22 protein-coding genes and 2 pseudogenes are annotated in these 25641 nt (G+C 34.6%); 12 read left to right on the plus strand and 12 right to left on the minus strand.

Annotated features, from left to right (window positions below):
- The 4 genes and pseudogenes from V7014_RS15040 to V7014_RS15055 all read left to right on the plus strand — a co-directional run.
- Nucleotides 1-97 (plus strand): annotated as a pseudogene (locus tag V7014_RS15040) (general stress protein); the annotation flags it as partial.
- 242 nt (nt 98-339) lie between these two features.
- Nucleotides 340-1356 carry a hypothetical protein gene (locus V7014_RS15045; protein WP_335508252.1) on the plus strand — a complete coding sequence of 339 codons (1017 nt, stop codon included), beginning with the start codon at nt 340-342 and terminating at the stop codon, nt 1354-1356.
- 118 nt (nt 1357-1474) lie between these two features.
- Nucleotides 1475-2332, plus strand: a complete 858-nt coding sequence (locus tag V7014_RS15050) for a hypothetical protein (protein ID WP_335508253.1) — start codon at nt 1475-1477, stop codon at nt 2330-2332.
- Between the two features lie 5 nt (nt 2333-2337).
- Nucleotides 2338-2943, plus strand: coding sequence for a hypothetical protein (locus V7014_RS15055; RefSeq protein WP_335508254.1), 606 nt, complete (start codon nt 2338-2340; stop codon nt 2941-2943).
- A gap of 303 nt (nt 2944-3246) precedes the next feature.
- Here V7014_RS15055 and V7014_RS15060 read toward each other — a convergent pair whose 3' ends face one another.
- On the minus strand, nt 3247-4122 hold the full coding sequence (locus V7014_RS15060; protein ID WP_335508255.1) for a YwqG family protein: 876 nt from the start codon (nt 4120-4122) through the stop codon (nt 3247-3249).
- Between the two features lie 580 nt (nt 4123-4702).
- Between V7014_RS15060 and V7014_RS15065 the strand changes: the two genes are divergently transcribed.
- The 8 genes from V7014_RS15065 (at nt 4703) to V7014_RS15100 (ending at nt 10991) form a co-directional block, all read left to right on the plus strand.
- Nucleotides 4703-5227, plus strand: coding sequence for an RNA polymerase sigma factor (locus V7014_RS15065; RefSeq protein ID WP_335508256.1), 525 nt, complete (start codon nt 4703-4705; stop codon nt 5225-5227).
- 2 nt (nt 5228-5229) lie between these two features.
- A complete protein-coding gene (locus tag V7014_RS15070) occupies nt 5230-6015 on the plus strand; it encodes a hypothetical protein (RefSeq protein WP_335508257.1) in 786 nt (261 codons plus the stop codon).
- Nucleotides 6005-6832 (plus strand): hypothetical protein, encoded by an 828-nt coding sequence (locus tag V7014_RS15075; protein WP_335508258.1) that lies wholly within the window; start codon nt 6005-6007, stop codon nt 6830-6832. The genes V7014_RS15070 and V7014_RS15075 overlap by 11 nt, the downstream gene beginning before the upstream one ends.
- The gene (locus tag V7014_RS15080) at nt 6826-7569 is read left to right on the plus strand and encodes a hypothetical protein (protein ID WP_335508259.1); all 744 of its coding nucleotides are present in this window, start codon (nt 6826-6828) and stop codon (nt 7567-7569) included. The genes V7014_RS15075 and V7014_RS15080 overlap by 7 nt, the downstream gene beginning before the upstream one ends.
- Nucleotides 7569-8441: an ABC transporter ATP-binding protein gene (locus V7014_RS15085; protein WP_335508260.1), complete on the plus strand. Its 873-nt coding sequence runs from the start codon at nt 7569-7571 to the stop codon at nt 8439-8441. Before V7014_RS15080 ends, V7014_RS15085 begins: the two co-directional genes overlap by 1 nt.
- A gap of 14 nt (nt 8442-8455) precedes the next feature.
- Nucleotides 8456-9244, plus strand: a complete 789-nt coding sequence (locus tag V7014_RS15090; RefSeq protein WP_335508261.1) for an ABC transporter permease subunit — start codon at nt 8456-8458, stop codon at nt 9242-9244.
- A 79-nt stretch (nt 9245-9323) separates the two neighbouring features.
- Nucleotides 9324-10118: an ABC transporter permease subunit gene (locus V7014_RS15095; protein WP_335508262.1), complete on the plus strand. Its 795-nt coding sequence runs from the start codon at nt 9324-9326 to the stop codon at nt 10116-10118.
- A 564-nt stretch (nt 10119-10682) separates the two neighbouring features.
- Nucleotides 10683-10991: a hypothetical protein gene (locus tag V7014_RS15100; protein WP_335508263.1), complete on the plus strand. Its 309-nt coding sequence runs from the start codon at nt 10683-10685 to the stop codon at nt 10989-10991.
- Nucleotides 10992-11267: 276 nt separating this feature from the next.
- On the opposite strand, the gene V7014_RS15105 is transcribed toward V7014_RS15100, so the two are convergent.
- From V7014_RS15105 to V7014_RS15155, 11 genes and pseudogenes are all read right to left on the minus strand, one after another.
- Nucleotides 11268-15728 carry a hypothetical protein gene (locus tag V7014_RS15105; RefSeq protein ID WP_335508264.1) on the minus strand — a complete coding sequence of 1487 codons (4461 nt, stop codon included), beginning with the start codon at nt 15726-15728 and terminating at the stop codon, nt 11268-11270.
- Nucleotides 15706-16452: a DUF6063 family protein gene (locus V7014_RS15110; protein ID WP_335508265.1), complete on the minus strand. Its 747-nt coding sequence runs from the start codon at nt 16450-16452 to the stop codon at nt 15706-15708. The genes V7014_RS15105 and V7014_RS15110 overlap by 23 nt, the downstream gene beginning before the upstream one ends.
- Nucleotides 16449-17960: a hypothetical protein gene (locus V7014_RS15115; RefSeq protein ID WP_335508282.1), complete on the minus strand. Its 1512-nt coding sequence runs from the start codon at nt 17958-17960 to the stop codon at nt 16449-16451. Before V7014_RS15115 ends, V7014_RS15110 begins: the two co-directional genes overlap by 4 nt.
- On the minus strand, nt 17951-19021 hold the full coding sequence (locus V7014_RS15120; RefSeq protein ID WP_335508266.1) for a permease: 1071 nt from the start codon (nt 19019-19021) through the stop codon (nt 17951-17953). The genes V7014_RS15115 and V7014_RS15120 overlap by 10 nt, the downstream gene beginning before the upstream one ends.
- A 189-nt stretch (nt 19022-19210) precedes the next feature.
- A complete protein-coding gene (locus V7014_RS15125; RefSeq protein WP_335508283.1) occupies nt 19211-19549 on the minus strand; it encodes a rhodanese-like domain-containing protein in 339 nt (112 codons plus the stop codon).
- Nucleotides 19550-20112: 563 nt separating this feature from the next.
- Entirely contained in the window at nt 20113-21390 is a 1278-nt protein-coding gene (locus tag V7014_RS15130) for an ATP-grasp domain-containing protein (RefSeq protein WP_335508267.1), read from the minus strand.
- A gap of 14 nt (nt 21391-21404) precedes the next feature.
- Nucleotides 21405-22649 carry an MFS transporter gene (locus V7014_RS15135; protein WP_335508268.1) on the minus strand — a complete coding sequence of 415 codons (1245 nt, stop codon included), beginning with the start codon at nt 22647-22649 and terminating at the stop codon, nt 21405-21407.
- A 165-nt stretch (nt 22650-22814) separates the two neighbouring features.
- A pseudogene (locus tag V7014_RS15140) lies at nt 22815-23634 on the minus strand (SPL family radical SAM protein).
- A gap of 99 nt (nt 23635-23733) precedes the next feature.
- Nucleotides 23734-24447 carry a 2OG-Fe(II) oxygenase gene (locus V7014_RS15145; RefSeq protein WP_335508269.1) on the minus strand — a complete coding sequence of 238 codons (714 nt, stop codon included), beginning with the start codon at nt 24445-24447 and terminating at the stop codon, nt 23734-23736.
- Complete coding sequence (locus V7014_RS15150; protein ID WP_335508270.1) at nt 24440-24988, minus strand: methylated-DNA--[protein]-cysteine S-methyltransferase; 549 nt, start codon at nt 24986-24988, stop codon at nt 24440-24442. The genes V7014_RS15145 and V7014_RS15150 overlap by 8 nt, the downstream gene beginning before the upstream one ends.
- On the minus strand, nt 24978-25628 hold the full coding sequence (locus V7014_RS15155) for a bifunctional transcriptional activator/DNA repair enzyme AdaA (protein ID WP_335508271.1): 651 nt from the start codon (nt 25626-25628) through the stop codon (nt 24978-24980). Before V7014_RS15155 ends, V7014_RS15150 begins: the two co-directional genes overlap by 11 nt.
- Between the last annotated feature and the right edge of the window lie 13 nt (nt 25629-25641).

Below are 25641 nucleotides of genomic sequence, written 5' to 3' on the forward strand. Positions count from 1 at the left end.
TTCATATGATAATAGCTCTGATATTAAATATTTACTGAAAAATAAAAAGTTAAAGCAATCCTGTATAAGCAAAGATTTTAAACGATTGTATAAGTAAAGAAAACATTTAATTACCACCTGAATAAATTAAACGGTGAATACCGTATGGTTTGGGCTATCATCTAGATAGCTTTTTTGTAGTTTATTTTAGTGTATTCAAAAAAAGTTTAAAAAGAGTCAAATAATTATAACATTTGGGTTTATTTTTAATTTGTGGAATAATTGTATATTGGGAGTAAAGTACATTGCTGTTCGCTATAAAAACAGTTAGGTGATAATGAAATAAAATTGGAGGATCTTATGAAGATAGTAAAAAGTTTAATTTATATAGGAGTATCACTCTCACTGCTATCTGGTTGTTCAGGAAATGAAGATGACCAGTCTTTAGAAAAAGGCTTAGAATTATTGAAGGAACAGAAGTATTCTGAAGCAACCACTTATTTCGAAGATGCTTTGAAAGTTAAGGATGATAAAAAGGAAGCAGAGAAATACATAGAACAAGCTAAGTTAATTAATCAAACAAAAAATGCAATTAACGATGAAGACTATGAACAAGCTTCATCATACATAAAAGCGATTGAGAGTATGAAAGATGTTAAGGTGGATTATGTATTATCTGACTTAAATGATTTAAAAGAGCAAATAGATAAAGGTCAACAGGAATTAGGCTTTAAGCTAGAACTTGAAAAAATCCGAACTTTAATTGCTGATAAAGAATTCGAAAGTGCTGAAAGTAAATTAGAAACATTAGAAAACTTAATAGGCGATGACAGTGATTTGTCAAAAAAACTTAAAGAAACAGCAGACCTTTTAAATGAAAAGAAAAGGGAACAAGTCGCTGTTGCAACTAGCCCAAAACAACAACCCGTTAACGAACCAGAAGAAGAAAAATCCGAAACAATTTCTTATAATACATACACAAATGAAAGATTTGGTTTCACCGTGAAATATCCTAATTTCTTCACGCCTGGTAAAGCTCCTGCAAATAATGATGGGAGAGAATTTTCTAATGGCGAATGTAGCATTTTAGCCTACGGTTCGAATATCAATATTATTGAAGAGAATGAAACAATCCAGACGTACTACAATCGTGCTCTTTTAGATATCTCTGGTACCATTTCTTATCAAAAAGTAAGTGATAATTGGTATGTTGTTTCTTATTTAAGTAATGGGAATATTACCTATCAAAAGGGTATTATTACTGATGAGTCTATAAATACATTAATTATTACCTACCCATCAAGTGAAAAGGAAAAATATGATACTATCGTTTCTGAAGTGGCTAAAACATTCCAAACTGGATATGGTAATAATTAATCCACATCAAACTAGATTAAGATAAAAGTTATCTTTTTATTTCTAGGAATATCTTTAATTAGTAAAAGTAAGGCTGTGAAAAATCCTTACTTACATTTATAGGTATGGAGGACAAAAAATGACTATAGCCGAAATTCATGGTAAGCTTTCTCCTTTTGAACGAATGGAGGATTTACTGACCTCCGATGTGTTTTCAACCTTTAGATATCTAGTCCCAAATAAAGGTTTAATTCCCTTTCTAAAAAGAGCTGTGAGAGCAGTAGATAAATCAAATCCAGATTTCTTGTCCGATGTGGAGGAAGCAGAATATATATTTTGGCCAAGGACAATCAAGTTAAACAGGGAACCTGATTTACTAATAGTACTAACAAAAAAAGGCGGCTCGACAATATCCTTATTAATAGAGTCAAAGTATACTTCAGGTAAGAGTAATCTATTACGTGAAGAAGAGCAAACTAATATTAAAGATCATATGGATGGTGACCAACTTGCAGAATTATATAAGGAACTGCAGGAAGGAAATATACACATAGAAAATCGTTTGGTGAGAGAAAAATTTACGGAATCATATGGGAATCGTTACCTTTTCTATGTAACGTCTCATTATGCGCTGCCAAAAAAGGACTTTGATGAATCATTTAAAATATTGGAAAAGAAACAGCATGGTATCCAACCCTATAAACATTTTTATTGGGTAAACTGGATGTGTATTATTGATGTAATAGAAGAAGTCAATGCTAATGAAAATTGGGCCTATGCACCAGCTATGCGGTTTTTATTAGCTGATTTAAAGGATTTACTTTATAAAAAGAAACTTATTCCATTCTATGGTTTTAGTAATCTTCATTTATATATTAATTCACAAAAGTTCTTTTTCTGGGAAGAAAGTGTTATAGAGTATGATCAACAACTTTTTTCTGGAATTAAAGCAATAACGCAAAAAAACGTAAAACAGTATTTTTGGATGGGGGAATAGTTGTTTTGGCTACAGGGAGAGAGATAAAGGATATTTATGACATGATGCAAAAAATATGCGATGAGACAAGTAAATTGATTAGTGTAATAAATGATATGTTGATTAATGAAGAGTTTGAGGCTGTTGGTGATGGAAGTGTAATGCTGAATAAATCAAAGCATTACCTTTACTCAAAATATTGGCTACCATATTTTTTACAAAGAGTTTATATTAGAAAACCCAATGTAATGAAGGGAGTAGGAATTAACATAATGTTCGATGGTAGTATTGATGGCCTAGAAAATAAAATTCCATTTTTAACATGCGGATTTGTTGATTTTTCAGAGGGGCAATTAACAAAAGGGAATGCACTTTATAAAGCTGGCTGGACAGAGCATGAGGAAGTTGAAAAAAGTTTTAATGGAAATCTATGTACTACTACTTATACCGATGGAGTCACAGCTACTACATATTTTTTGCCTTTAGAAGTAGTATCTAGCCAGGAAAACGTTAATATGTACGTTATCAGGCCGCTAATTTGCATGTATAAAGGGGAATATATTGAGGCAGATAATATGGTAAATAAGGTTGCTATTGGGCTTAAAGATATTATAGGCCAAGTTAAATCATAAGATTTTAATATCAACTTTAAAGTCAAAACCACCCGTGATAATGAACTGCACCCCAAATGTTAGACACTCAATCTAACAATTTGGAGGTGCTTTTCTTATGTGCAACTTTACGGTTTAAGAAAAAATTCTTGCTGTGCAACATTATTTAAACGGAACGAAAGTACAATGGATAAAGCTTTTGAAAATGATTATACATCTTATACATTGCAGTAATAACTAGACGTATTGGTATTTCTGCTTCTCATTGATCTAACAATCTGTTCTTATCTACTTTAGAAGGTTATTTGTATTTCATTAATTGATTTAGCTGGAATAAAGCGAACAGTAGGTACGGTAAAACCGCCCTGCAATTAAATCCTCCTTACGAATAAAGAAGTGCAGTACCCCTGCGTCCCACCAGCAGAAGCCAACTTCATCATCAGTTTCCAGTTCCAGCAACATCTGCATATCTGCGACTTCCTGCTCCGCCTTCATCTTATTTCCACCGTAATGTGCCGCAATCTTCTCCAATGCTTTATCCGAATTATACTCGTATTCTTCACCAGTTAACACCATCAATGCTGCTTCGTATTCCGAATCATCATGCTGTCCTGTCGGATAACCGAAAAGCTGAATGATATCGTCATCTTCTTCGTCTCGAATCTCATAAAGTAAATCATCATAATCGTCAAAATTCTCTATCTGCTCATCATCAATGTAAGCATAGGCTGGCGGCTCCAGTGTTGGACGCGATTCTAGGTCATAGCCAACGTAAGAACCTTCTAACGCAGTTTCGCCTGATGGCTCACGACGGACAGCCGTTAGTACCTCTGTCTCATCGAACCATATGACCCGATGTTCAATATTGTATGCTGGCTCATCAATCCCAAGAAAAAAAGACAACATTCCTGTCTTCGGCAACAATTCATTAGCATCGTGCTTCGCCACATCACGCATATTCAATTGAACTAAAAAGGTCATTGGTGTCCCATCTGATGTAAGAGGCCATGTAAATTGTGGAGGTAGGTCTGGATCACCACCAACACGCGAACGCCCAGGCTTTGTGTAATCTGTCTCGTCAGCTTTGGCACAACGCACCCCTTGACGCGTCGTCTCCATCAAATAGTTTATCGCATGTTCAAAACCATTATCCTTCAATTGCTGCTCCAGCTTGATTCGATTATGTTCTTGTAATTGCACGCCAAACTTCCCCCTATCCTCTCATTCAATGTATCTAAAACATATTCTACCATTTCATACAATCCTTTTCCTTATCAGGAACGTGATAACATTCACTCCAATAAGCACATTCTATTCCAATCGTGATTATTAAAATCCAACAATCCAACAAAAATACAAAACATCATGCTTCATTAAATTATCTGCATAATGTCAAAGTGGTGGATTGCCTTCTAGTACATAATGACAAAAAATAAAATGCTTTAAAGCTTCTTTCTGTGTGTCAGGGTATTTGCCTGCTTGAACAATCCATGTATTCTGACATAGCAAGCTGTGCAATTTCGTGCTGATCTTGTCAGCCCCTAAAAATAAGTGATTGGTACAAAGGGAGTACATTCTAAATCCCAATTGATTATTTAATTAAACAATCCATGTTTGGTTACATAGTTGTATATAAGATTGGTTTTACATGATTTTAAAATTTCTATCCTTTTCATTAAACTTGTACCTTACGTTATTCTAATAGTATATAAAAAATTTCAAATTCTTAAATCCTTTTAAGCAGTTGAGTTGTTTTAATACTAAAGGGAGGATCGATACATTGAAAGATGACTTTGCACTGATAAAAGAAATAAAAAAAGGGTCTACATCCGCAATGGAAGACCTTATTAACAGATATTATAAGGAAATCTTTCATTATACATTTCGTGTACTTGGGTCCTATGAAGATGCTCGTGATGTTACACAAGATGTCTTCATTGCTATGATGAAGGCTCTGCCCGATTATCGGGAGCAGGGGAGATTTAAATCATGGTTATTTACTATTGCCCATAATAAATGTATGAACAGTTTTAAGCGTTATGGAAAGGAAGTACTGGAAGGCGATTGTAATCAAGAAAATCTCATCGAACAAGACTTTACCACCAAGATAGTGGAAAAAAATGTAGCGAAAGAATTATTGAATCGATTACCCGAAATGCAGAAAAGTACTCTCATATTAAGGTACTATCATGAGCTAACTGCAAAAGAAATTGCGCAAGTAACAGACGTTACAACTTCAACCGTCAAATCAAGACTATATCAAGGACTGCAAAAACTTCAAAAATATATAAAGGAGCGTGATTAAAAATGAAGAGAAATAAAGACTTTCACCCAGAGGAAGAAGTGAAACAATTATTAGATTCCTATAAAGTTGATATTCCATTAGAAGAGAGTCAAGAACAAACTATTGAAATATTAAGAGGATATTTATCTCTTCAAGTTCAGCCAAGTCCATTACATACATTGAATAAATTATTCAGAAAAGCGTTAAAGGAACTGTTTGAAAAAGGTAAACTTCAATTTAGTATTTTAATGGTCCTTTTACTTTTGTTTATTCCATTGCTGGAGTCAAATGTAAATGAATATTTACTTCTATTTTTCACTACACCTTTGCCTCTATTTGTGGGCTTTTGGAATCTGTTTGGTAGAAGTGACCTAATTATGATAGAACTTGAAAAGACATTTAAATATTCCTATTTCCAAATGCTTTTTTCAAGAGTGGTCGTAATAATAGTAACATCCATTGCGTTTTTTACATTGCTTCTTATTCAATTTATGATTTGGGGCAATAATCCAGGGATTCATGGACTCTTTTCATTAATTATTTGGGGGCTTACACCTATATTACTCTTTTCAGTCGCACTCTTAATGATTACAACTATAAATCGGAGTGGAAATATAATGTTTGTTTCTTTTTTGATTTGGGTTTTCTTTGGGTTTGCATCATTATCATCATCTGTTGGTAATTTCATATTACATTTAAATATCACTTTTTATATTTCATTAAATCTTCTTTTGATTGTAGTAATGGTTTTCCAACTCAATAGATTATTCCATTTTACTAGAAAGGATTCGGTAAGGGATGAAGCTTGAATTAATTGAACTAAGAAAGATTAGTAAGTTTAAAGAAATTTATATAGCAGCTTTTATGTGTACAGGGTTTTTGCTTCTCGTTCTTTCTAATAATGCTTATTTCCCAGGTCAATTTGATTTCCCATTTTGGAAAGCGATTCATGATTTTATGCCTTATATCGGTTTTTGGATGGTTGCAATTATGATTGTGGTAGGGGGTTCAAGAATTATTCCTATTGAAGGCGAGAGTGGAATAGATGAACTATTAAAGACATATAAGTTTGGACTTAATAGGTTGGTTATTGCAAAAATAGTTGCTTTGTTTATTTACTGCGCCGTGGTGGTTTCTTATTTTTATGGACTATCTATTTTAATTAATGGCTACATATATTCCATAGATGGAGGAAATATCTCTTTATCTCAATCATATTATTCTCCTAACATACCAATTAAATTAGGAATAGGAGAATGGACTAATTGGCAATATCTAATATATGAATATGTGTACATGGTGATAGCGAGCTGCTCTTTTGGACTATTTGTTTTTCTGATTTCAATTCTGGTTAAACGAAGTGTACTAGTCATGGCTATTTGTGGGGGAGTTTTTGCGGCTTTTGAATTGTATGATAAGTTTATTGAAACGTTTTTGAGTACCAATATAATTGGACACTATATAACTTCCTTGTATAGGTATGGTTATAACGGGATGTTGAGTTTTTTCTTTATAGATAAAACGCATATTAATGAGCTATGGAAACTGATGATATATCTTTTTGTGCCAATTATTATACTTATTATTTTGAATATATACGTGTATAGAAGGAAAGCCAGATGTTAAAGTTTGAACTGAAAAAACTCGTTCTAAATAGATTCTTATTCCCCATTTTGATTATTGTTTGTGCACTTTGGAGTTTTATTTTATTCCATTCGTCCGAATCAAGCGTACAACAAGCGTTTAATTTTTGGGACAAGCTAGGTTCGCTAACATTAGGAATGATTATCCTCTTGATTACAACGAGACTATTCTCTATTGATATCGAAGAACATACGGAGGAAGTCTTTAATACAACTAAGCTTGGTAAAAGAACTCTATTTGTAACACGTATAAAAGCAGTGAGTATATTTATTTCATTTCAAACTTTTCTTTTAACAATCATTCAATTTTTAATACCACTTATCTTTACGAAAGTGAAGCAGCCATTAATAGTTCCATTTGATATGAATCTATTTAAATATGTGATCATGCAGTATGTAATAATCACAGGTGGAGCTGTACTATTTGCTATTTTTGCTGCGCAAATATGTAGTAATTTTAAGTCACATAATATATCAATCCTTATTTGTGGTTTGTTATTCGGCCTTAATTACATTATAAGAGTTTCTATGGTAGACGTATTATCATTTCCCTGGCTCCTAGATAAAGGCTTTTTTTCTTACTTAATTAGAGGGGAACTATTAGAAATTTGGGTGAGTAAAAACATCGACATAATTTATTTAGGTGTTTGGTATGTATTTTTAATCTTTACAATGTATGTTATCAATAAAAAAATACAGACGCGGAGGAAAGAAGCATAATGTTAAAAATTGAGAACGTTTCTAAACAGTATAAAGATTTTTATGCATTGAAAAAAATAGATTGTGAACTTACAGAAGGCATTTATGCATTACTTGGACCAAATGGTGCTGGAAAATCAACTACTATACGTACATTGCTATCTCTTATATATCCTACTAGTGGCTCGGCTTCAATATTTGGAAAGGACTGTATTAAACATGCAAGTGAAATTGCTAAAGAGATTGGGTACCTACCGAGTGAAGTCTTTTACTATGACAATATGAAAGTTAAAGACTTATTAAAGTACTCCGCTTCTTTTTATGATAAAGATTGCACGGCTAGAATGAAAGAATTATGCGAAATTTTAGAGCTTGATCCAAACAAAAAAATAGATGATCTATCGTTTGGGAACAGAAAGAAAGTAGGTATAATCCAGGGCTTATTACACAGCCCAAAATTAATTATCTTGGATGAACCGACTGGTGGATTAGACCCATTGATGCAAAATAAATTTTTTGAACTCATTAAAGAAGAGAATAAAAAAGGAGCTACTATTTTCTTTTCATCTCATATTTTATCGGAGGTTCAAAAACTTTGTGACCGTGTTGGGTTTATAAAAGATGGGAAAATTATCAAACTTGAGTCAATAGCTGCTCTAAGAGAAAACAGCTATAAAAAAATCACACTAGAAGCGTCAACACCCATCGATAAAGGTTTATTTAAGATGGATGGAGTTACGCAGCTTCATGTGAAAGGAACACATGCTTCCTTTATCTTTAAAGGCAATATCAATGAACTTGTTGCAACAATAAGTACCCTTTCTTTAATCAATCTCGATTTATCAGAACCTGATTTAGAAGAGATATTCATGCATTATTATGACAAGGAATAAGGGAGGAAGAACTTATGAATGTTCTAAAATATGAAATGAAAACCAACTTTAAATCTACAATCGTTTGGACTACTGCTCTATCACTGCTCGGGTTCATTTTCATTTCAATATTTCCCGCATATACAAGCGATGTGGAAGCACTTAAAACGATCATGGCCAACTACCCACCTGAAGTATTAAAAGCATTCGGTTTAGGAAACGCTGGTATAGAAACGTTCAATGGTTTTTATAGCTTTTGCGTTGTCTATTTAATATTTGTCGGAGCGATTCAAGCTCTTATTCTAGGGATTACTGTTATTTCGAAAGAAAAAACTCGAAAGACAAGCGATTTTCTTTTTACAAAACCAGTGAATAGAATGCAAATTTTAGGTGAAAAATTTATTTCTGTTTTTATTAGTATTATATTTACAAATCTTGTTTATGTTTTAGTTACTTACTTTGCAGCTATTTCGTATGTAGAAGAGATCGATTGGAATGTTTTTTTCTTATTGGTTGGTGCTCTTTTCTTTACGCAAATAATGTTTCTTGGTTTCGGTTTCTTTATGGGGTGTCTTTTCAATAAGATTAAATCACCGGTTACATTAGGCATTGGTCTAGGAGCATTGTTTTTCTCTCTTGAAATGGTTGCTAATATGTATAACGATACTGCTTTAAAGTTTGCATCCCCAATGAGTTATTTAAATCCTAGTTATATTGTGGAGCATCACTCATATGAATTATCTACGTTTATTGCAGGAATGGTTTTAACAATAGTCTTTATTGTTCTTGGGTTTTACCTGTACAAAACAAAAGATATTAAGTGAATCTTGTATCAATGAAAAATAGCCATCTTCCCTCACCGATTATCAGAACGGCATATATGCTTTAAGGAGGAGAAAACATATGAGTTTATTGTTTCATGAGTGGAAAGTAAATTTCAAATCATTATGTCTTTGGTTAATTGGCATGATGGTTTTAATCGGAATTAGCGTTGCTAAATCGATTGGTATGACAAATGATAGCGGTCAATCGATGACTGAATTATTAGAACAAACACCAAAGTCAATGCAAGCTTTGTTCGGTGTGGGATTGGTAGATTTCTCAAATATTACGGGTATCTTTTCCGTTATTTTCTTATATATTGCTGTTATTGCGGCGTTTCATGCTTCCAGTTTGGGTACTTCAATATTCTCAAAAGAAGAACGAGACAAGACGTTCGAATTTTTATATGTGAAGGGAATGAAACGATCCCAAATATTAAGTCAAAAACTATTGGTATGTATGATTAATATGTTTCTACTGAACGCTGTTACCTTTATGTATAGTGTTTTACTTGTTAAATTAATAGATAAAACGAACATAGCTTATGATTTATTACCGATGATGGCGGGCCTTCTCTTTATTCAACTATTATTTTTTAGTATTGGGTTGCTAATCTCCTTCTTTACTAAAAGAACGAAATTAGCCGGAAACATCTCGTTTGGTGTTGTTATGGCCTGCTTGTTTATGTCAATTTTCGCTGATCTAAGTGAAAAAGCAGATTTCTTACGATATTTCACACCATTTAAGTATTTTGAAGGAAAAACAATTCTTCATGAAGGTCTTGATGTAAAGTACATGTGGTTATGTATCGGAGTTTCTATTCTTTGTATTAGCGTTTCATTCAAATTGCATAATATGAGAGATTTAAAATCTTAGAAATGAAACACATTTTGTGTTATTTGTTAAATGAAATAGTAACACCACCTTAGGCTACATAGAAAATAAAGCCCAGGGTGGCGTTTTAAATTCATCTTATCCGATAACTGCAGAATTGTTTTGTAATGAACATCTGTAGAAAGGATTTACATCTCCTCATCGACTTTCAATAGGATTTTCCATAGGTCATACTGGTGCTAACATTCTATTTTTATGTCGCTAATGTCTTGATTTTTTGATTAATGTATTATATAAATATGAAAATGGAATCACGAAAAAAGTTCCTTTTGTACGTCCAACTTAACTTATCTGTTTTCATTAAATTACAGTTATGTTAAAATAATATAATAGAAAACGTTTTCTTCTTTACAACCAAAGATTGCTGGTTAAATATTAACCTTGTAAAACTACTAAATTATCTCAATAATCTATCGAACAAGGGGTAATTGGTAATTTTACGTATTTCGCAAAAAGTAGATTTGACCATTAATTTATCACATTTACCCACTATACTATTTTTTAGTTAGACATTTTCTTATATATCTTAATTATGAGGTGAAAATTATGTACAAAATTGATGCAAAAATTTATGTAAAATTTGAGCAAGAGGGTTTAACTGCAGGTGAAAAAGCAGATTTATGGATGGATACTTTCCCTTCTGACGTTGTAACCAGCATGTTAAAGAAAACGCTTTCAATTTATGATGATTATGCTAGTAATAACCATTTTCCAAATAATCCATTTTTCCCAGAAATATTAAATTACCTATATTCCACAGATCATGAATTAGCACAATTATTTATTAAAGAATTCTTTCCTGATTATATCTATAAAGCATTCATCCAGTCTGATGAAATCTCTCCAGCAAATTAACTTCTATTCACATACGCCTGTCTCTTGTGAGTTGAACTATAAAAATACTAAAAACAAAAACGACATTGTGTATTTTATACGCAATGCCGTTTTTATTTTTAACACACTTGAAACTGTTGATTTATCCCGTTCTAACTGGCGCTAAGACGCCCACTTCATAACGAAAGTGAAATCGAATATGTTTACGTGGGAGATAAAGCGCCTGTAAGAACCCGATTGGTTCAACTAATAATCGGTGGTGGATGGACAAACACCACCACCGATTAAAGTTTCACTTTATTGAATCACTTCTTCACCTTGGTAAATACGATAAGCTGGCACTACTGTTTCAGTCACTATTTCTTTTCCTTTTTCGCGAATAAAGTCTAATTTGTAATACGCGTCAAATCGCTGACTAATTTCTGTTTTTACCAGCTCTGGTGGCGTCACAACGATTAGCTGAAATTTTAATTTATCTGCAACTGCGAAGATTGGATCGAGAACATGGGCTGATGCAGCTTGCCCGAAAGGATTATCACAAACTAGTGGAACCCAATTGTTATCAGTTTCACTTTTAACCGATAATAACATCATCATCATTACCATACGGGCAGAAAGTTTTTGTCCACCACTTCCATCTGATTTCGTTCTTGATCCTTGGTTAATTGTTTGCCATGTTGAATAATGTTCTTTTTGTGGTTTTCCATACATAAATGCATTATCAGTACGCATATTGTATACCAGCAATTCAGGATAACGATTACGTAATGCAACAAACAGTATTTGTTCATCACCAATTAATTGTTTGATTTCAATTTCAAGTGATTTATTGTTGTCATCAATCGTTTCATATTGACATGTAATTTTGTCGATAGCTGAGACAAAGTGCTGCTTTAAAAGAGGCTCAACTTCTTCTGCTTTCCTTGGAAGAATATCTTCTTTTAGTTGAACAAGAGGAAATGCTCCTCGCTCATTTTTAATTTTCATTTTAGCAATCATGGAACGAATGGAGTCAGCAATACTCATCACTTTCATACTGGCACGGCTTGCCCAGAAATCTTGTGCTTTTTCTGCACGCTCTTTATCACGATCTAGTTGTTCCAGGCCGCTGTATGAGAATCGTTTCATATTTTTCACGATCGTTTGGATATGCTCATAATGACGAGTATCCATATGATCAAGTGAAGTTAATACTTCATTTTTGAAGCGTAATTCCCAATCCTTTGCTTCTATCGTTAATTTTAACCTACGTAGAGATTGTTCTAGTTTTAAATGTTTTGCTTGTTTTTCCTCTTGTACATTTTGATGCGATTCACACCAGTTTAAAATACACGATTTTCCTTGTTTTTGTATTTGTTCAAGATGTGACGCCTTAAAAGTAGAAGCTTCTTGCTTAAGAATGACTGATAATGTAAGTTTGTCACCTTCGTAAGCAGTTATGTTAGCTTCCGTTTCTTTATGTTTCTTTTCTGCTTTCTTTAAAGCGTCCTTCGTTATTTTTGTTTGATCTTTAATTTCCGTTTCTTTAATATCCAGATCAGCATCTTCCCATGGTTCTGGTTGTTTTTCATGCTTTGCTACTTTTTTTTCTGTCTTTTCGCATTGTACCTTCGCGTGCTCTAAAGAAGTTTCTGCAACGGTTACTGCAGTACTTTGTGCTCGTTCTTCTTTTTCCACTTCTTTTGCTTCTTTATGAGCTGTTTGATGCATCTCTTCCAATATACGAATTGGCTCTTCTGCAACAGGGATGTCTTTCCACTCTTCATGATAAGAACGTAATTTTTTTTCTAATTTAGTCTGTTGCTTTTGTTCTGCTTTAACAGTTGCTTGAATTGCTAATAATTCTTGCGCCTGTTCTTCTTTTGATTTCTGAAGCTGATTTAGTTCGGCAATACTACCTTTTATTTCACCTAAGATGTGAGTTGATAACTGCGGAACTTCCTCACTCTTTTCCGCTTTATTATTAGGTGGAAATATAGCATTTTCAATAAATCTCGCAATTTCCTTTATATCTTGTTCAAGCGAGAGCTTCCATTCAAGATAGGTCTGATTCCATTCTTTTTGCAACTGAAGCATATGCTGGTGTTCTTTTTCTACATCAGACTGTTGTGTAAGAAGCTGCACTTTTTTCTTTTCTTTCTCTTCTTTCACTCGCTTGTTTTCTTGGTTGTCGCTTTTTTCTTTCTCGAAAGTAATTAGAGTTTCTGCTTCTTTCGCACTTTTTTCAATAATTTTTTGTGTTTGATCTGTTCGTTCTCGAAGCAGAACTTGCTTTTCTTTTTCTTTTTCTTCTTCTTTCTCAATTGTAAAGAGTTCCGCTTTTGTTTCTGAAATTGCAATTTCTTCATTTTTTAATAATGTATCAATTTCTGAACACAGCTCGCTTGCGGCAAGTCGATCAATTTCTTTTAAAATATGACGTAATGAAGATTCTGTTTTCTCTAATTCGATTAACGTATCCTTTTTGTCTTCGATTTGTTCAGCAATAGATGCTTTCCATTTTATAAACGCATTTTTACTCGTGAATAATCCTCTTTCATCACCATTTATGATAACGAAAGATTGTTGCGTTGTTCCTGTCATTTCTTCACGCATATAAACAGGTACTGGGCTCTTAAACATTCTACTTGCTAGAACTTGTTGATTAATTTTTTCCCATTGATGTTGACTAACGACTAATCCAAATGGAAGAAGTGGATACATGTCTAAGTATTGAAGTCGTTCTTCGTCTGTTAGTGATTGGAGGAACTGTGATCCATAGAACACGTCAATTCCTGTTTTTTCATCGATAGTTTCTTTTAATTCTTTTACATCTTGGTTGGCAATCCAATAGTTTTCATCATTTAAATAATGGTCGAGTTGCATTTCCCATAATTCTTTTTTTAGTTGTTCACTTTGCTCACGGTTTTGCTTAAGAAATGCTTCTACTCCTGTAGCATATTTAGATAGCAGGGCTTGTGTAAATGGACCAACAGCATCATCTAATAATCCTTGAAGCTTAGTAAGCAATGCATCTTCTTTCTGCTTCTGTTTACTATACATGTCAGTCAATTCTTGGCACTTCTTGTTCAAATGCTGCAAGGATTGACGCAATTCACCTAATTTAAGTGAAACCTTATATTGATTTTCTCTTGACGTTTTTTCATCTGCTTTTAACGAATCTAATTCCTGACTATATGTTTTACTTTTATCTTGGATACTCTCCATTAAACCTTTTAAGTCGTAAGTTAAACGATCTCCAAACAACTTGATCAGTTCGACTTCTTTCGTTTCAGAGGTATGAATTTGGCTGTATAAGCTATCTATTTCTGAATCAAGCTGAGCTATTTCTTTCGTTTTTTGTTTATCGATTGAGGCTAGCTCTTTTCCTTTTTTGTCTATAAAAATTTGATAGTTGTGATATTGCTTATTTTCTCGTTGAATTGCTTGATAAGCATCTTCCCATTCTTTTATAGCTTCTCTCTTAATTTCTTCCATACGTTGATTTACTTGCTCTAATCCACTATTTTGTTCAAGCTTTTCAATCTGTTGTGATAGGGAGGTAATTGTCTGTTCAATTTCACTCCATTCTTTCATTAAGAGTGCAAACGCTAACTGCTCTTTTTTCTCATGCTTTTCAATTACTTTTTCTTGTATGCTTTGATGTTTTTCCTTTTCTAGGCCTAATTGTTTTTCCCATTTCTGTATCTCACGAAAAGCTTTAGCGTACTCTAGATTATCTTTTTCAAAGCGTAAATCGGTAGTGCATTTTTGTAATTTATCAATCTCTTGTTCCAGTGAGGTAAGAGTATTTTTTTCGATTTGTATGACATGGTCTAACGCACCAAGGAGTTGTTGCCCTTCCTTTGTGCTGTTTTGTACAGTTTCTTCATGCTCAACGCTTACTGCAATTTGGTGTTCAAATGGAACAATATCTTCTAAGAACTCTTTATGAGCTTGCTCTCTCTTAAGAAGAATCGGTAAATCTTTTGCAATACTTGCTTGACTTTTAAAAATATCTACCAAGTCATTCTTTTGATGCTCTGCGCGGTGTAATACTTGACTAATAGTAGGAATGATTCGCTTTTGAAACAGTGAATGATCATCCTCTGCCCCTTCAAAGTATTTTCCAACTCCACCCTCATCTTTGTTGATGTCTTTCATGATATCCCAATCTTTTCGATTGATGCCATATGTATCAAGAATACGATAATGTTTTTTAACATCACGATACACATCATATCCATTCCATTTAAAATAGTCTTTCAGTTCCTCTGTATTTGCTACTTCACCATTTTCATATAAAGGGATATGCTCAAGCGCAACATCTCCTTTACGTTCAAATTCCCTTGCATAAAAAGTAATATCTGGCGTAATTTTCGCTTCACTTTCTATTGAAGAATGATCATTTTGCACTTCTTCATTTATTGAAAAACGTTGTTCAGCTGAGAACATTCCACCAGTTACAAGATGTCTATGATCTGCTCCGTCAAGCTCCCATTCTATTAATACATGAAACGTATATGGTACAAACTGTTCTTTCTTATTAAAGAAGAATTGTTGATAGTAACGGTTGTTCTGTTTTCCCCATGATGTACCAGGCTTTAGTACTTGAAAGATTGTCTGTAAAAAGACACCCTTTCCGCCACCGTTCATCAAAGCAATTAATCCATTTGTAGATGTGATTTCATTATGAAAATCGAAAGTGGTATCTTGATATTGTTTTTGCATACCGTCATATTTAAGACCTACTATTCTAATTCGATGGATTTTCGGCATGCTTATCCTCCTTCGTTGTCATTAGTTCTTTCAAAAGTTCGTAGCGATCATAATCGTGATATAAGTATTCGATTCGTTCGAATAGTTCTGTTTTAGGTAATGCTTTCGGAATGTCTTCTCGATCTAGAATCACTATTAATCCCTCTACTTCTAATAGACGCATGGCATTTGTAATTAAACCGATTCGCGTTCTTCTGTTTCCTTTTCGAAAACCTGTCTCATCTACTTCCACTTCCATATGCATCCACGTCGTAACGATTTCATCCATATCTAACATTTGTTCTGTACCAAATGACGGTTGTTCCTTTAAAATATTAACCCAATTCACAACAAGTTCATTTACTTGACGCTCAAGCGCGTAGAATGTGACACCTTCACGCTTTGTGCGTATCTTCGCTGCTTGGTTTCGATCGATGATTGCTAGAAACGCCATAATAATAACACTTATTAAATGAAAATGTTTCTTGCTTTCTACTTGTCTATGTTTCTCTTTCATATGTGTGAAATTTGTAGCAAATACTGAGCCAGTTGGCTGTACAACAAGATGAATGCGTTTTGGTGATTCAATAATATATGTACCTGATTCATCCGCGAGCATTAGTACGGTTTGTCTAACATCAGGTTCGTAATAGATTTGAAAATGCTCACTGTTTTCGTCAATAACCTTGTTCTTTAATAAGGCAAAGTAAACAGCAGATGCTTTTTTGATTATTTCTGCGTTCATCTATTTTCCTCCTGAATACATATTTTAAAGGGCGTAATTTTTGTTCGATACCAAATGAATGGCTCTGCACGATGATCAAATTTTGTATAAATATTGCTACCTTCAAACGATAAGAATTGAGGGTATTCATTCATCAGTTTAAGTATTAGCCTTTCTCTTTCATCGGTAATCGTTTCTTCCTTGCGGTTTTCTACTTGAACGTGAAGAGGCTTTTTATCAAACATCATCCATAAATCCAATGTTTCACTTTCCTTAAACCATTCGTCTTGAATCTCATTTGGCAATTGCGCAAGATCGGCTAAAGAGAACTCTCCGAATCGTTGTAAATGATCAAACACATGACTCCATGCATATACGACTGAAGACCAGTCAGTTATTTTTCTTTCCAACAATTCTTCCGCTTCTTCCTCTTCATTCAGTTCATCAACCATTTGTCTCTCAACTAATTCTTGCTCTCCCCATATCCAATCAAGAGGTAGACTGAATTCGTTTTTTGGTGAGAATAGTGGGGATAAAATTCGTTCGACGACAGAAAAGTCTTGAACGCCTTCTTTCATCAACCACTGATCATAAATTTGCTCTCGGAATGAAACAATACTGTTTTCCCAGAACAGAGATGGATTTTCCACTTTTAATTTCATTTCGAAGGATATATTTTGAATGACCAATTTAGCAAACCGATCATGCAGCTGTCTTGTATGTTCAATTTTTTCTTGAAGAAATAATAATTCTTTTTGGACCACACTATTTACTTCATTAAGCTTTGCTTTATCTAGCATAGAAGAAATTGTACGAAAATGACTTTTTTCTTCTTCAAATTGTTGCTCAATTTCACCACGATTATCTTCACGTTGTCTATCTTGTTCAAACATTAATATTTTTGGATTGTTCATCATTTCTTTTTGGAAGGAATATTCTTTCGTCATTAAACGATTTACACGTGAGATCAGATGATCAAGATTGCGCGTAGCTTTTCGGAAATTCCCATTTTTAATTAGTTGAATACTATACAATTGTTCAATTGAAATAGAAAATTCTTCAGCCATTTCACGACTCATGAAAATCATTTCCTGTGCAACATCAGTTAACTTATAAACAATAGACCCACCCATTTCTAGATTGGTATATAATTCATCCATCGTTACATAACGGAATACCTGCGTTTGCCATTCTTGTCTAATCTCATTAAAATATAAGGCTTCAAACGGTTTGCTGTATTCTTCTTTTCCTTGATATAGTAATCCACTTGTTATACGTTCCAACTGTTTATCATCACATGATAATTTCATCTGTTTAATAGTATCTTCTACCAAATGTGTAATATCTGACTTTCTTCTACTATCATCATCATTTAATTCACGGTAAAAAATGGTGAGAAGTACTTGCATTAGAATGGTCTGAATATAAGGTTTTAATTCGCCAATTTCCATTCCTTTTCCAAGTTCGAACAATGGATTTAAGCGTTTCATTCGCTGGGCAAATCCCTCCCATGACTCGTTCACATCCATCGCCTCCATGTTTCGATTGTTAGCACTTCAAGTGGTATACGCTGTTTTTCTTGCCATAATTGAATCAAAATTTCTTGTTCCTCATCAGTAAACCACTTATAAAAGTCATTTCGATGTTCTATATTTTTTGTTTGTTTAATCGAATGAACAGCTTGTCCTACACACTCAAGCATTTTACGATAAATTTTTAAAGCAGGTTGAATACAATATTCACTATTGTCTTTTATTAAACAGCTAAGACTGCTGAAACTTTCAGCATCAATATCGCCAACATAGTAGAATAGATACTCTTGCTCTGGAAACATTTGAAAGAAAAAAGAGAAGCTTCTCTCAATTTTTTTACCATCGCCATAGATGATTAGCTCTGGCTCATAATCAAGTGCCCCAGTTTCAAGAAGATGTACACATGTATGGAAAAAAGAAAGTTTCTCTACAATTAATACTCGCTTTATATCTTTAATTTCCTTCCCAACCTTTAACCAAAATACAAAAGGTTCATCAAGCTTTGTACATTTTAAAAATTCTATAGCTACGCCAATCCGATTTAAAAATTCTTTTCCTTCAGGAAATAACTGTTCATCAGTTAGAAATTTTTCATGTCCAAAGAGCTCTATACTTCTTTCCTCTAATGATACCATTGGCCGTTCTGTTGAAGACTGAAGGAAAGTATATAGATTTTCGATTCGTTTCCATTCATCTTGAGTCTGCCACTCTGGATGATCCTCATAATAAGAGAAATCAAACTGGTTGCTCAGTTTTAACATGTCAAGTCGATTCCATTGTGTATTGACCTTTTTTACATTCACCCAATAATATAATGATAGACTTGGTGATTTACCGTTTTGTTGCGAATTTTTAACCGGTGTAAGTTGACCTTCCACTTCTAATTTCTCAATAGCGGAATAAAACAATGTATAACCATCCATATCGAAATAAGCTTCAATTTGTTGCTCCAATTGATATTCTAGATCATTAATATTAACCTTTTTCTTTTGGTTTGGATGCTGGATGTCTTCTATAAAACCTCGCACCCGCGTTTCAATAATATCGATGGTACTCACCTACTTTTTACTTCTTAGTACTTAAAGGATTATAACAAAAGCATCTTCAGATGAATATATTTTTTCATTGAATACTATTGTATTATAAGGATAAAACATGATTGAAAAAAAAGAACAACACTAATCAGATAAGTGTTGTTCAGGGTATGTATTTAAAAGCTATTGGGTTAATAGATTAAAATCTCACACTTAGTCTTCATTATGGCTGTTTTTATATTCGTCCCAAGCCGTAATCCCGCCTTCTAATAACGTAACTTGGTATTCTTTATCTGCCAAAATAGTTGCGCATTTTCTTGCAGAATTTCCTGTCGTACATGTTACAATGATTTCTCTATCTTTTGGTAATGACGCTAATGTGTCAGACTCATCTTCTAATTGAAAGATTTCTGTCTTAGGAATATTGATACTGTGTACGTTAAGCTCAGCAATATTATTTTGTTCATACTTCTCATGTGCTCGTACATCTAAAATCATAACTTCTTTTTCCTGTATTCTCTCATGTAGTTCTTTAGCAGAAATGGTTTTCATCAATAAAGTACACCTCTTCCCTATTTTTCTTCATTTTATCATACATTCTTAGAGTATATAGTATTCAATGATTTCGTTATAAGTTGCATAAATACATGATAATTTTGTTATGTTAACTAGATTGTGTTAAGAGAGCACCGAAAATGGTGATCTCTCGCAAAAATTTATAAATTTGAGTTAACATAGTAGTCTAGTTGGTTTCCCTTCCCCTAATATCCTTTACAATAGAAAAACCTTTTTTCGTTGGGGCAAATAGAACTTAAATGTTCCTATTTTATTTGGGACAACAAAAAATACCGTCTTTAATCAGCTGTTCGCTGCATTAATCGCTTTTGTGTTATTAAGATGGCTTTATACCAAAACAGCAGGAAGGTGTGTTTTCCAAACACTATCCTTTGTTTCTTTTCAAAGAATATTCCTTGAAAGCAACTTACCCATCGATTGGTTTTCTGAAATGGTTTCTTTTTTGAAAAGCTATGAACTTATTCACGAGACTAGTCTTTTAATTTTTTGGTTAATAGACACACGTGGTTTAAATTGTCCTTTTTCTTGACATAGACCAGTCATGTGCCACATTCCTTTTTAAATATTTTTTCAAAAGAAGGTTTCCATTCTGACAAATCCTGATAAACAAACGTTATATTGTCACATATTTTATCTGCAACTTCGTACATATGTTTTATATCATTAGCCGTAAATAATATATATCCTTTGCGTTGAGTACTGTCTACAATAGTTGGTATGGTGTCGCCCTCTTTTACTAATAGATCAATTAATACGACCTCGGATATGTTAGCTAACCCTTTATACTTGATTTCTTTTAAGCAACCTGGTTTTGGAATCAAGCTTTTAGACATAGCTTGACATTTTGAAGGTACACATCTAAATTCATCTATGGTCTTAGTAGCTAACGCATCATAATAGAATCCAAATTGAGATATGCCGGTTGTTAGTTCTACCATTTTCCAAATATTACCGCCACCTATCCTGACTTGAGACTCTATGATTATTGGCTTATTTTGTTTGTCTATCTTTACCTCTGTATGAGTAATGCCGTCTTCCAGTTGCATGTCGTCCAAAAATAGCATTACTTTCTCAATGATTAATTTTTTTTGAGATTCATCTATAGGTGCCGGCATAATAGTATAGTTTATTATAAACGTATCTTCTTTAAATATTTCAGCTGATATAGCTAGTATAGAATGTTTTTTGTTATAAGAAACGGCTTCGACTGTATAAACTACGTCACCTTCAACGTACTCTTCCACTAAAATAGGTAGTTGAATACCGTTATCTTTAATAAATACCTCTACGTCATCTCCCATGTCTAGCTTAGATAACCCTTTACCACCTGCGCCAATCAGGGGCTTTATTATAATACTATCTTTTTTGTTTAAAAATTCATCAATGTCTTTTATGTTGTTGCAAACTATCGAATCTATCGAAAAGTCTTTGCCTGCTAGAATTTCACGCATCATGTCTTTATTGCGGGTTATCATATTTGCGTTGTAAGAAAATCCTTTAACATTAAAAATTTTTGCAATTATGCAAGCCGTATCTAAGGCTACTTCGTTGAAAGATACAACCACATCAAACGGTTTCTCTTTGTACAATTCTTCAGCATAGTACACACACACGGGTATGTTTGTTGTGTCTATTTCTTTTTTATAGAAACACTTTTCTAAGATAGTTCCATCGAAATATATGTGTTTAGTGTAAGACCCTATATACGAAACAGTATACCCCCTGTCTAAAGCATCTTGTATAGGCTTTGTCCATCCCCCTATAAATAAAACGTGTGGTGTATTTTCTATGTCAGTTCCTTTTAATACCTTATACATCATAATCATCTCCTCTAAATTGAACTCGTATATTCAATGTTGGTTCCTTTTAATACGCCTCGCCTTAACAACACTATTAAACATAATGTTGTTCCGAAGCCCCCTATAAATAACGTAGTTTGAAGCCCAAATATAGAAACTAAAAATGCACTAGCAAAACTTCCTAATGCCCAAGCTCCCCAATTAAGCGTACGCTGTACAGCGTTTACTCTGCCTAGCATGTGACTTGGTGAGGCAAGTTGTCGTATGGTTGCAGCGTAAGGGGCAAATACACCTTCTCCAATACCATGTATGATACTTACAGCCACTATACCGTAAATAGTTCCAAAATATCCCATTACAGGTATAAAGGACAGACCTATAACTGATACAGTAGCGCTATAAATAAGCATTTTTGTATTATTAATTTGTTGACTTTTTTTTACGAGTATCGTATTGCCTATTAAAAATCCCACCGCTGCCGAACCTACAACAAAGCCTATTTCAAGTTCAGATAGACCCATTACCTTATAAAGGAATATTACTAAAATGCTATTTAGTATGTATTTAAAAAAACCGTAAACAGCGCCACAGCTTACAATTGGTTCCAATACAGGGTGGTTTTTAAAATATATCAAACCTTCATATATGTTTTTATATATGGATTTTATATTTACGTTTTTTAAAGAGCCCTCTGTATGCGGTTTAAACCTTGAAATAAATAATACACACACAAAACAAACAAAATACGTTACTGCGTCAACAGTGAATGAGCCTGTTAATCCAACTAGAGTAATAACGATTCCTGCTAGCATAGGACCAATTACTATAGAAAGAGACTCCGAAAGGGCTAGTTGAGCATTTCCTTTTTTTAAGTTATCTTTATCTGTTAATATTTCCGGTAAGAAAGAAGGAATTGTAATATTGTAAAAAGTGGTAAATATTCCATTTAAAAATATAAGAAACACCAATAAAGGGAACGTTATTGTATTTGTTACAGCCAGTATGAATACTGATAAAAATAAAACGCCTTGACATATACTACAAATTAGCAAAACTTTTTTTCTATGAAGGATGTCTATCAAAGCACCGGCTACTAATCCGAAAATTAGGTAGGGTGTGAATATAATCCCACGAAGCAAGGCAGCATTCGCCTCACTTGTTTCTAGCACCTCTAATGCAAAAAGAGGCAAAGCTACTAATGTAAACTGGGTACCTAACAAACTTATAGACTGTCCTAGCCAAAGTTTGTAAAAATTAAAGTATTTTTTATCTTTCATAATACATCTCCATTAATTCATATTTATAAATTACCAAGTTTACGATATTAGTAAGATCAGACGATACTATCTTTCATCTAATGTCTATACCACATAAAAATTCGAAACCTGTTATAAAAACGATTTTAGTTCCAAAATGAAGACTTGATGTTTACTATTATAACGCTAGGGTTCGAAACCCTTCTGGCTAATGAAAAGTTCATCTTCCGAAAAATACTGTCGCATTCGTTTATAAACCATTTGATAGACGGATGGATGATACCATTCTTCCATTTCCAGATTTCTATATAACGCTTGTAAGCCCATCTTGTGTGTTCGTTTACCACCGCTGCCGTCCCCCATAAAATAATCGTCAATACATACTCGGTTAATCAAAGGACGCAATATTTCTGCAAATCGCCCGCTACTTGGTAATACGGGTGCGATGGCAACCTGTGCAGGAATACCGAATTCAGCAAGCAGTTGGAGTGTTTTAAGTCTTGCTGGAATAGGGGGAGCATAGGGCGCAAAATGCTTGCGAATATCTTCCCTATCGGTCTCTACTGTCATACTTACCCGAACTTTGGTTCCAAACTGTTGCAGCATCTTCATGTCCCTGCGGACAAGCGGGCTTCGTGTTTGAACAAGCAAGAAGTCCGGTGGATTGCCCACCATAATTTCCAGTAAAGACTGTGTAATTTTCTCCTTGTGTTCGATTGGTTGATAAGGGTCCGTACTGGATGACATGAAGATGGTGACCGGACCTTTGGCCTTAGCTCTAAGCAATTCTTTTTGGAATGTGGGTGAAGCATCTTTTTTAATATCTATCCAAGGTCCCCCATTCCGAGTTACGAAAGGTGGAGACAGGCATTTGCCGCACATAGCAATACGAGCAGGCGAACGCACATCCCGTATAGGGATTCAACGAATGGCTATAGCCGGGCAAAAAACCAGTTCCCTTATTCAGCAGTGTTTTGGGCGTTTTATACAAATACTCGATTGTCATACCCAATCACCTACTAAATCATATCTGGCGTACGAATTGGAGAAGAAGCAGTAATTCTGAATTGTTACATGCTTATATGGATGGAATTTGAGTTTGGGTTCACTTCGCATCATGAAATATAACCCCCAGACTATACCGCATTCCCGAGCTGACGGTACCAACGCCATGTCGCAGAGTCACCCTGTAATAGCCACGCGTACCCAATACCGGTCGATATTGAGTTGGAAAGATGAGACCTTCACCTTGATTAAGCGTAATGACATGACCTCTGCTCTGTGCCCTTGGTCGCTGTTCGATGAGTAAAAATTCACCGCCTGTATAGTCTTCGTTCCGTTGGTTCAGAGTAAACACGACTTGAAAAGGGAAGAAGATATCACCGTACAAATCCTGATGGAGACAATTGTAGCCCCCTGCTTCGAATTTCAAAATCAGCGGAGTAGGGCGATTCTGCCCCGCCTGGTGACATTGATCGAGAAACATCTCCAGGGTTTCTGGATACTCGGGTGATCTATTCAACTGTTCCAGCCAGCGATTGGCCGCCTTGGCGAGCTCTGGATACAAGTTATCACGAATTTGATTTAACCGATCAGGAAGAGGAGTATGATAATATTTGTACTCCCCGATTCCAAAACGATATCGCGTCATGTCGATGGTCTTGCGATATAGGGATTCGTCTTCATAGCCTTTGATCAGACACGCACATGAGTCCGCATTTAGAAGAGGCGGCAGTTTGGCGTAGCCCTGTTTATCAAGTATTTGATGTAGCTCGGCCCAGTTGAGTTCGGCTAAAGATGCTATATGCTGATCAGACATGTTGTAGCTCCTTCTCTTTGTTTGTGGAGCCTCGTTCAAGTTCCAACAGTTGCGTTTTCATTTCCATTCCGCCGCGATAGCCCGTCAGCGATCCATTTTTGCCGATAACACGATGGCATGGAACAGTAATCAGGATCGGATTTGTTCCAATGGCCCTCCCAATGGCCCGAACCGCAGTCGGTTTTAGTATTTGTCGAGCAATATCCGAGTAGGATCGAGTTTGACCGTACGGAATATCACATAGTGCCTTCCATACGGCTTCCTGAAAAGGTGTGCCGTGATAAAAGATTGGAATGGTGAACCGATTGAGCTTGCCTTGAAAATAACGAACAAGCTCATTTGCAAAAGGTTGCAATTTTTCGTCATCTCGAATCAGGTCGTTTTCAGGCAAGTAATGATTTGCCCATTTCACCAATTCTTCGAATGGTTGATTTTGCGATCCGACAAAACATAAACCTTTTTTTGTTGCGGCAATGTACACCTTCCAGTTTTTATAAGAAAACAAGGACCAATAGAGAGAACTGCTTTTTTTAGGTGCCATTTGAAAATGCCTCCTTCAAGTGTTGTTTTTGCTGTCTACGATAAGCTTCCGGCGTTTGTCCGGTTTTCCTCTTAAACAGCGTGATAAAATAAGGTGTATTGGAAAGTCCGACAGACTTACCGACTTCAGCAACTGGGTCATCAAAAGTAGTCAATAACATTTTCGCCTTTTCCATTCGGACATGCTGGATGTAGTCCACCGGGGTCATGCCTTTGATTTTTTTAAAAGTTCTATGCAAGTGATAAGGGGTTCCATGACTCAGAAGCGCAAGGACTTCAAGCGTCAACGTTTCATCGCAGTGACTATCCACATATTCGGTTATGAAAGCAATCCACTCCTCATCGGGCAATCTTTGCCTGGTTGGCTTGCACCGTTTGCAGGGACGAAAATGTGCGGCTAGTGCTTGATCAGCATTTTCAAAAAAGCCAATGTTTTCTCTTTTGGGTACTCTTGATTTGCAAGAAGGGCGACAAAAAATCCCCGTTGTTTTCACTGCATAAAAAAATTGTCCGTCATAAGAAGCATCATTATTGACAATAGCCTGCCATTGTTCATCAGAAACAGGGACGGGTAGAATTGGCTTGTCAGAGTCTAGTTGTTGATTAGTTCGTTTCGGATTCGTTTTCCAATCGTATGTCACTTTGAATCACCTC

Origin of the sequence: Bacillus sp. JJ722 (genome assembly GCF_036963345.1) — a bacterium.
Classification (GTDB): Bacteria; Bacillota; Bacilli; order Bacillales; family DSM-1321; genus Bacillus_AD.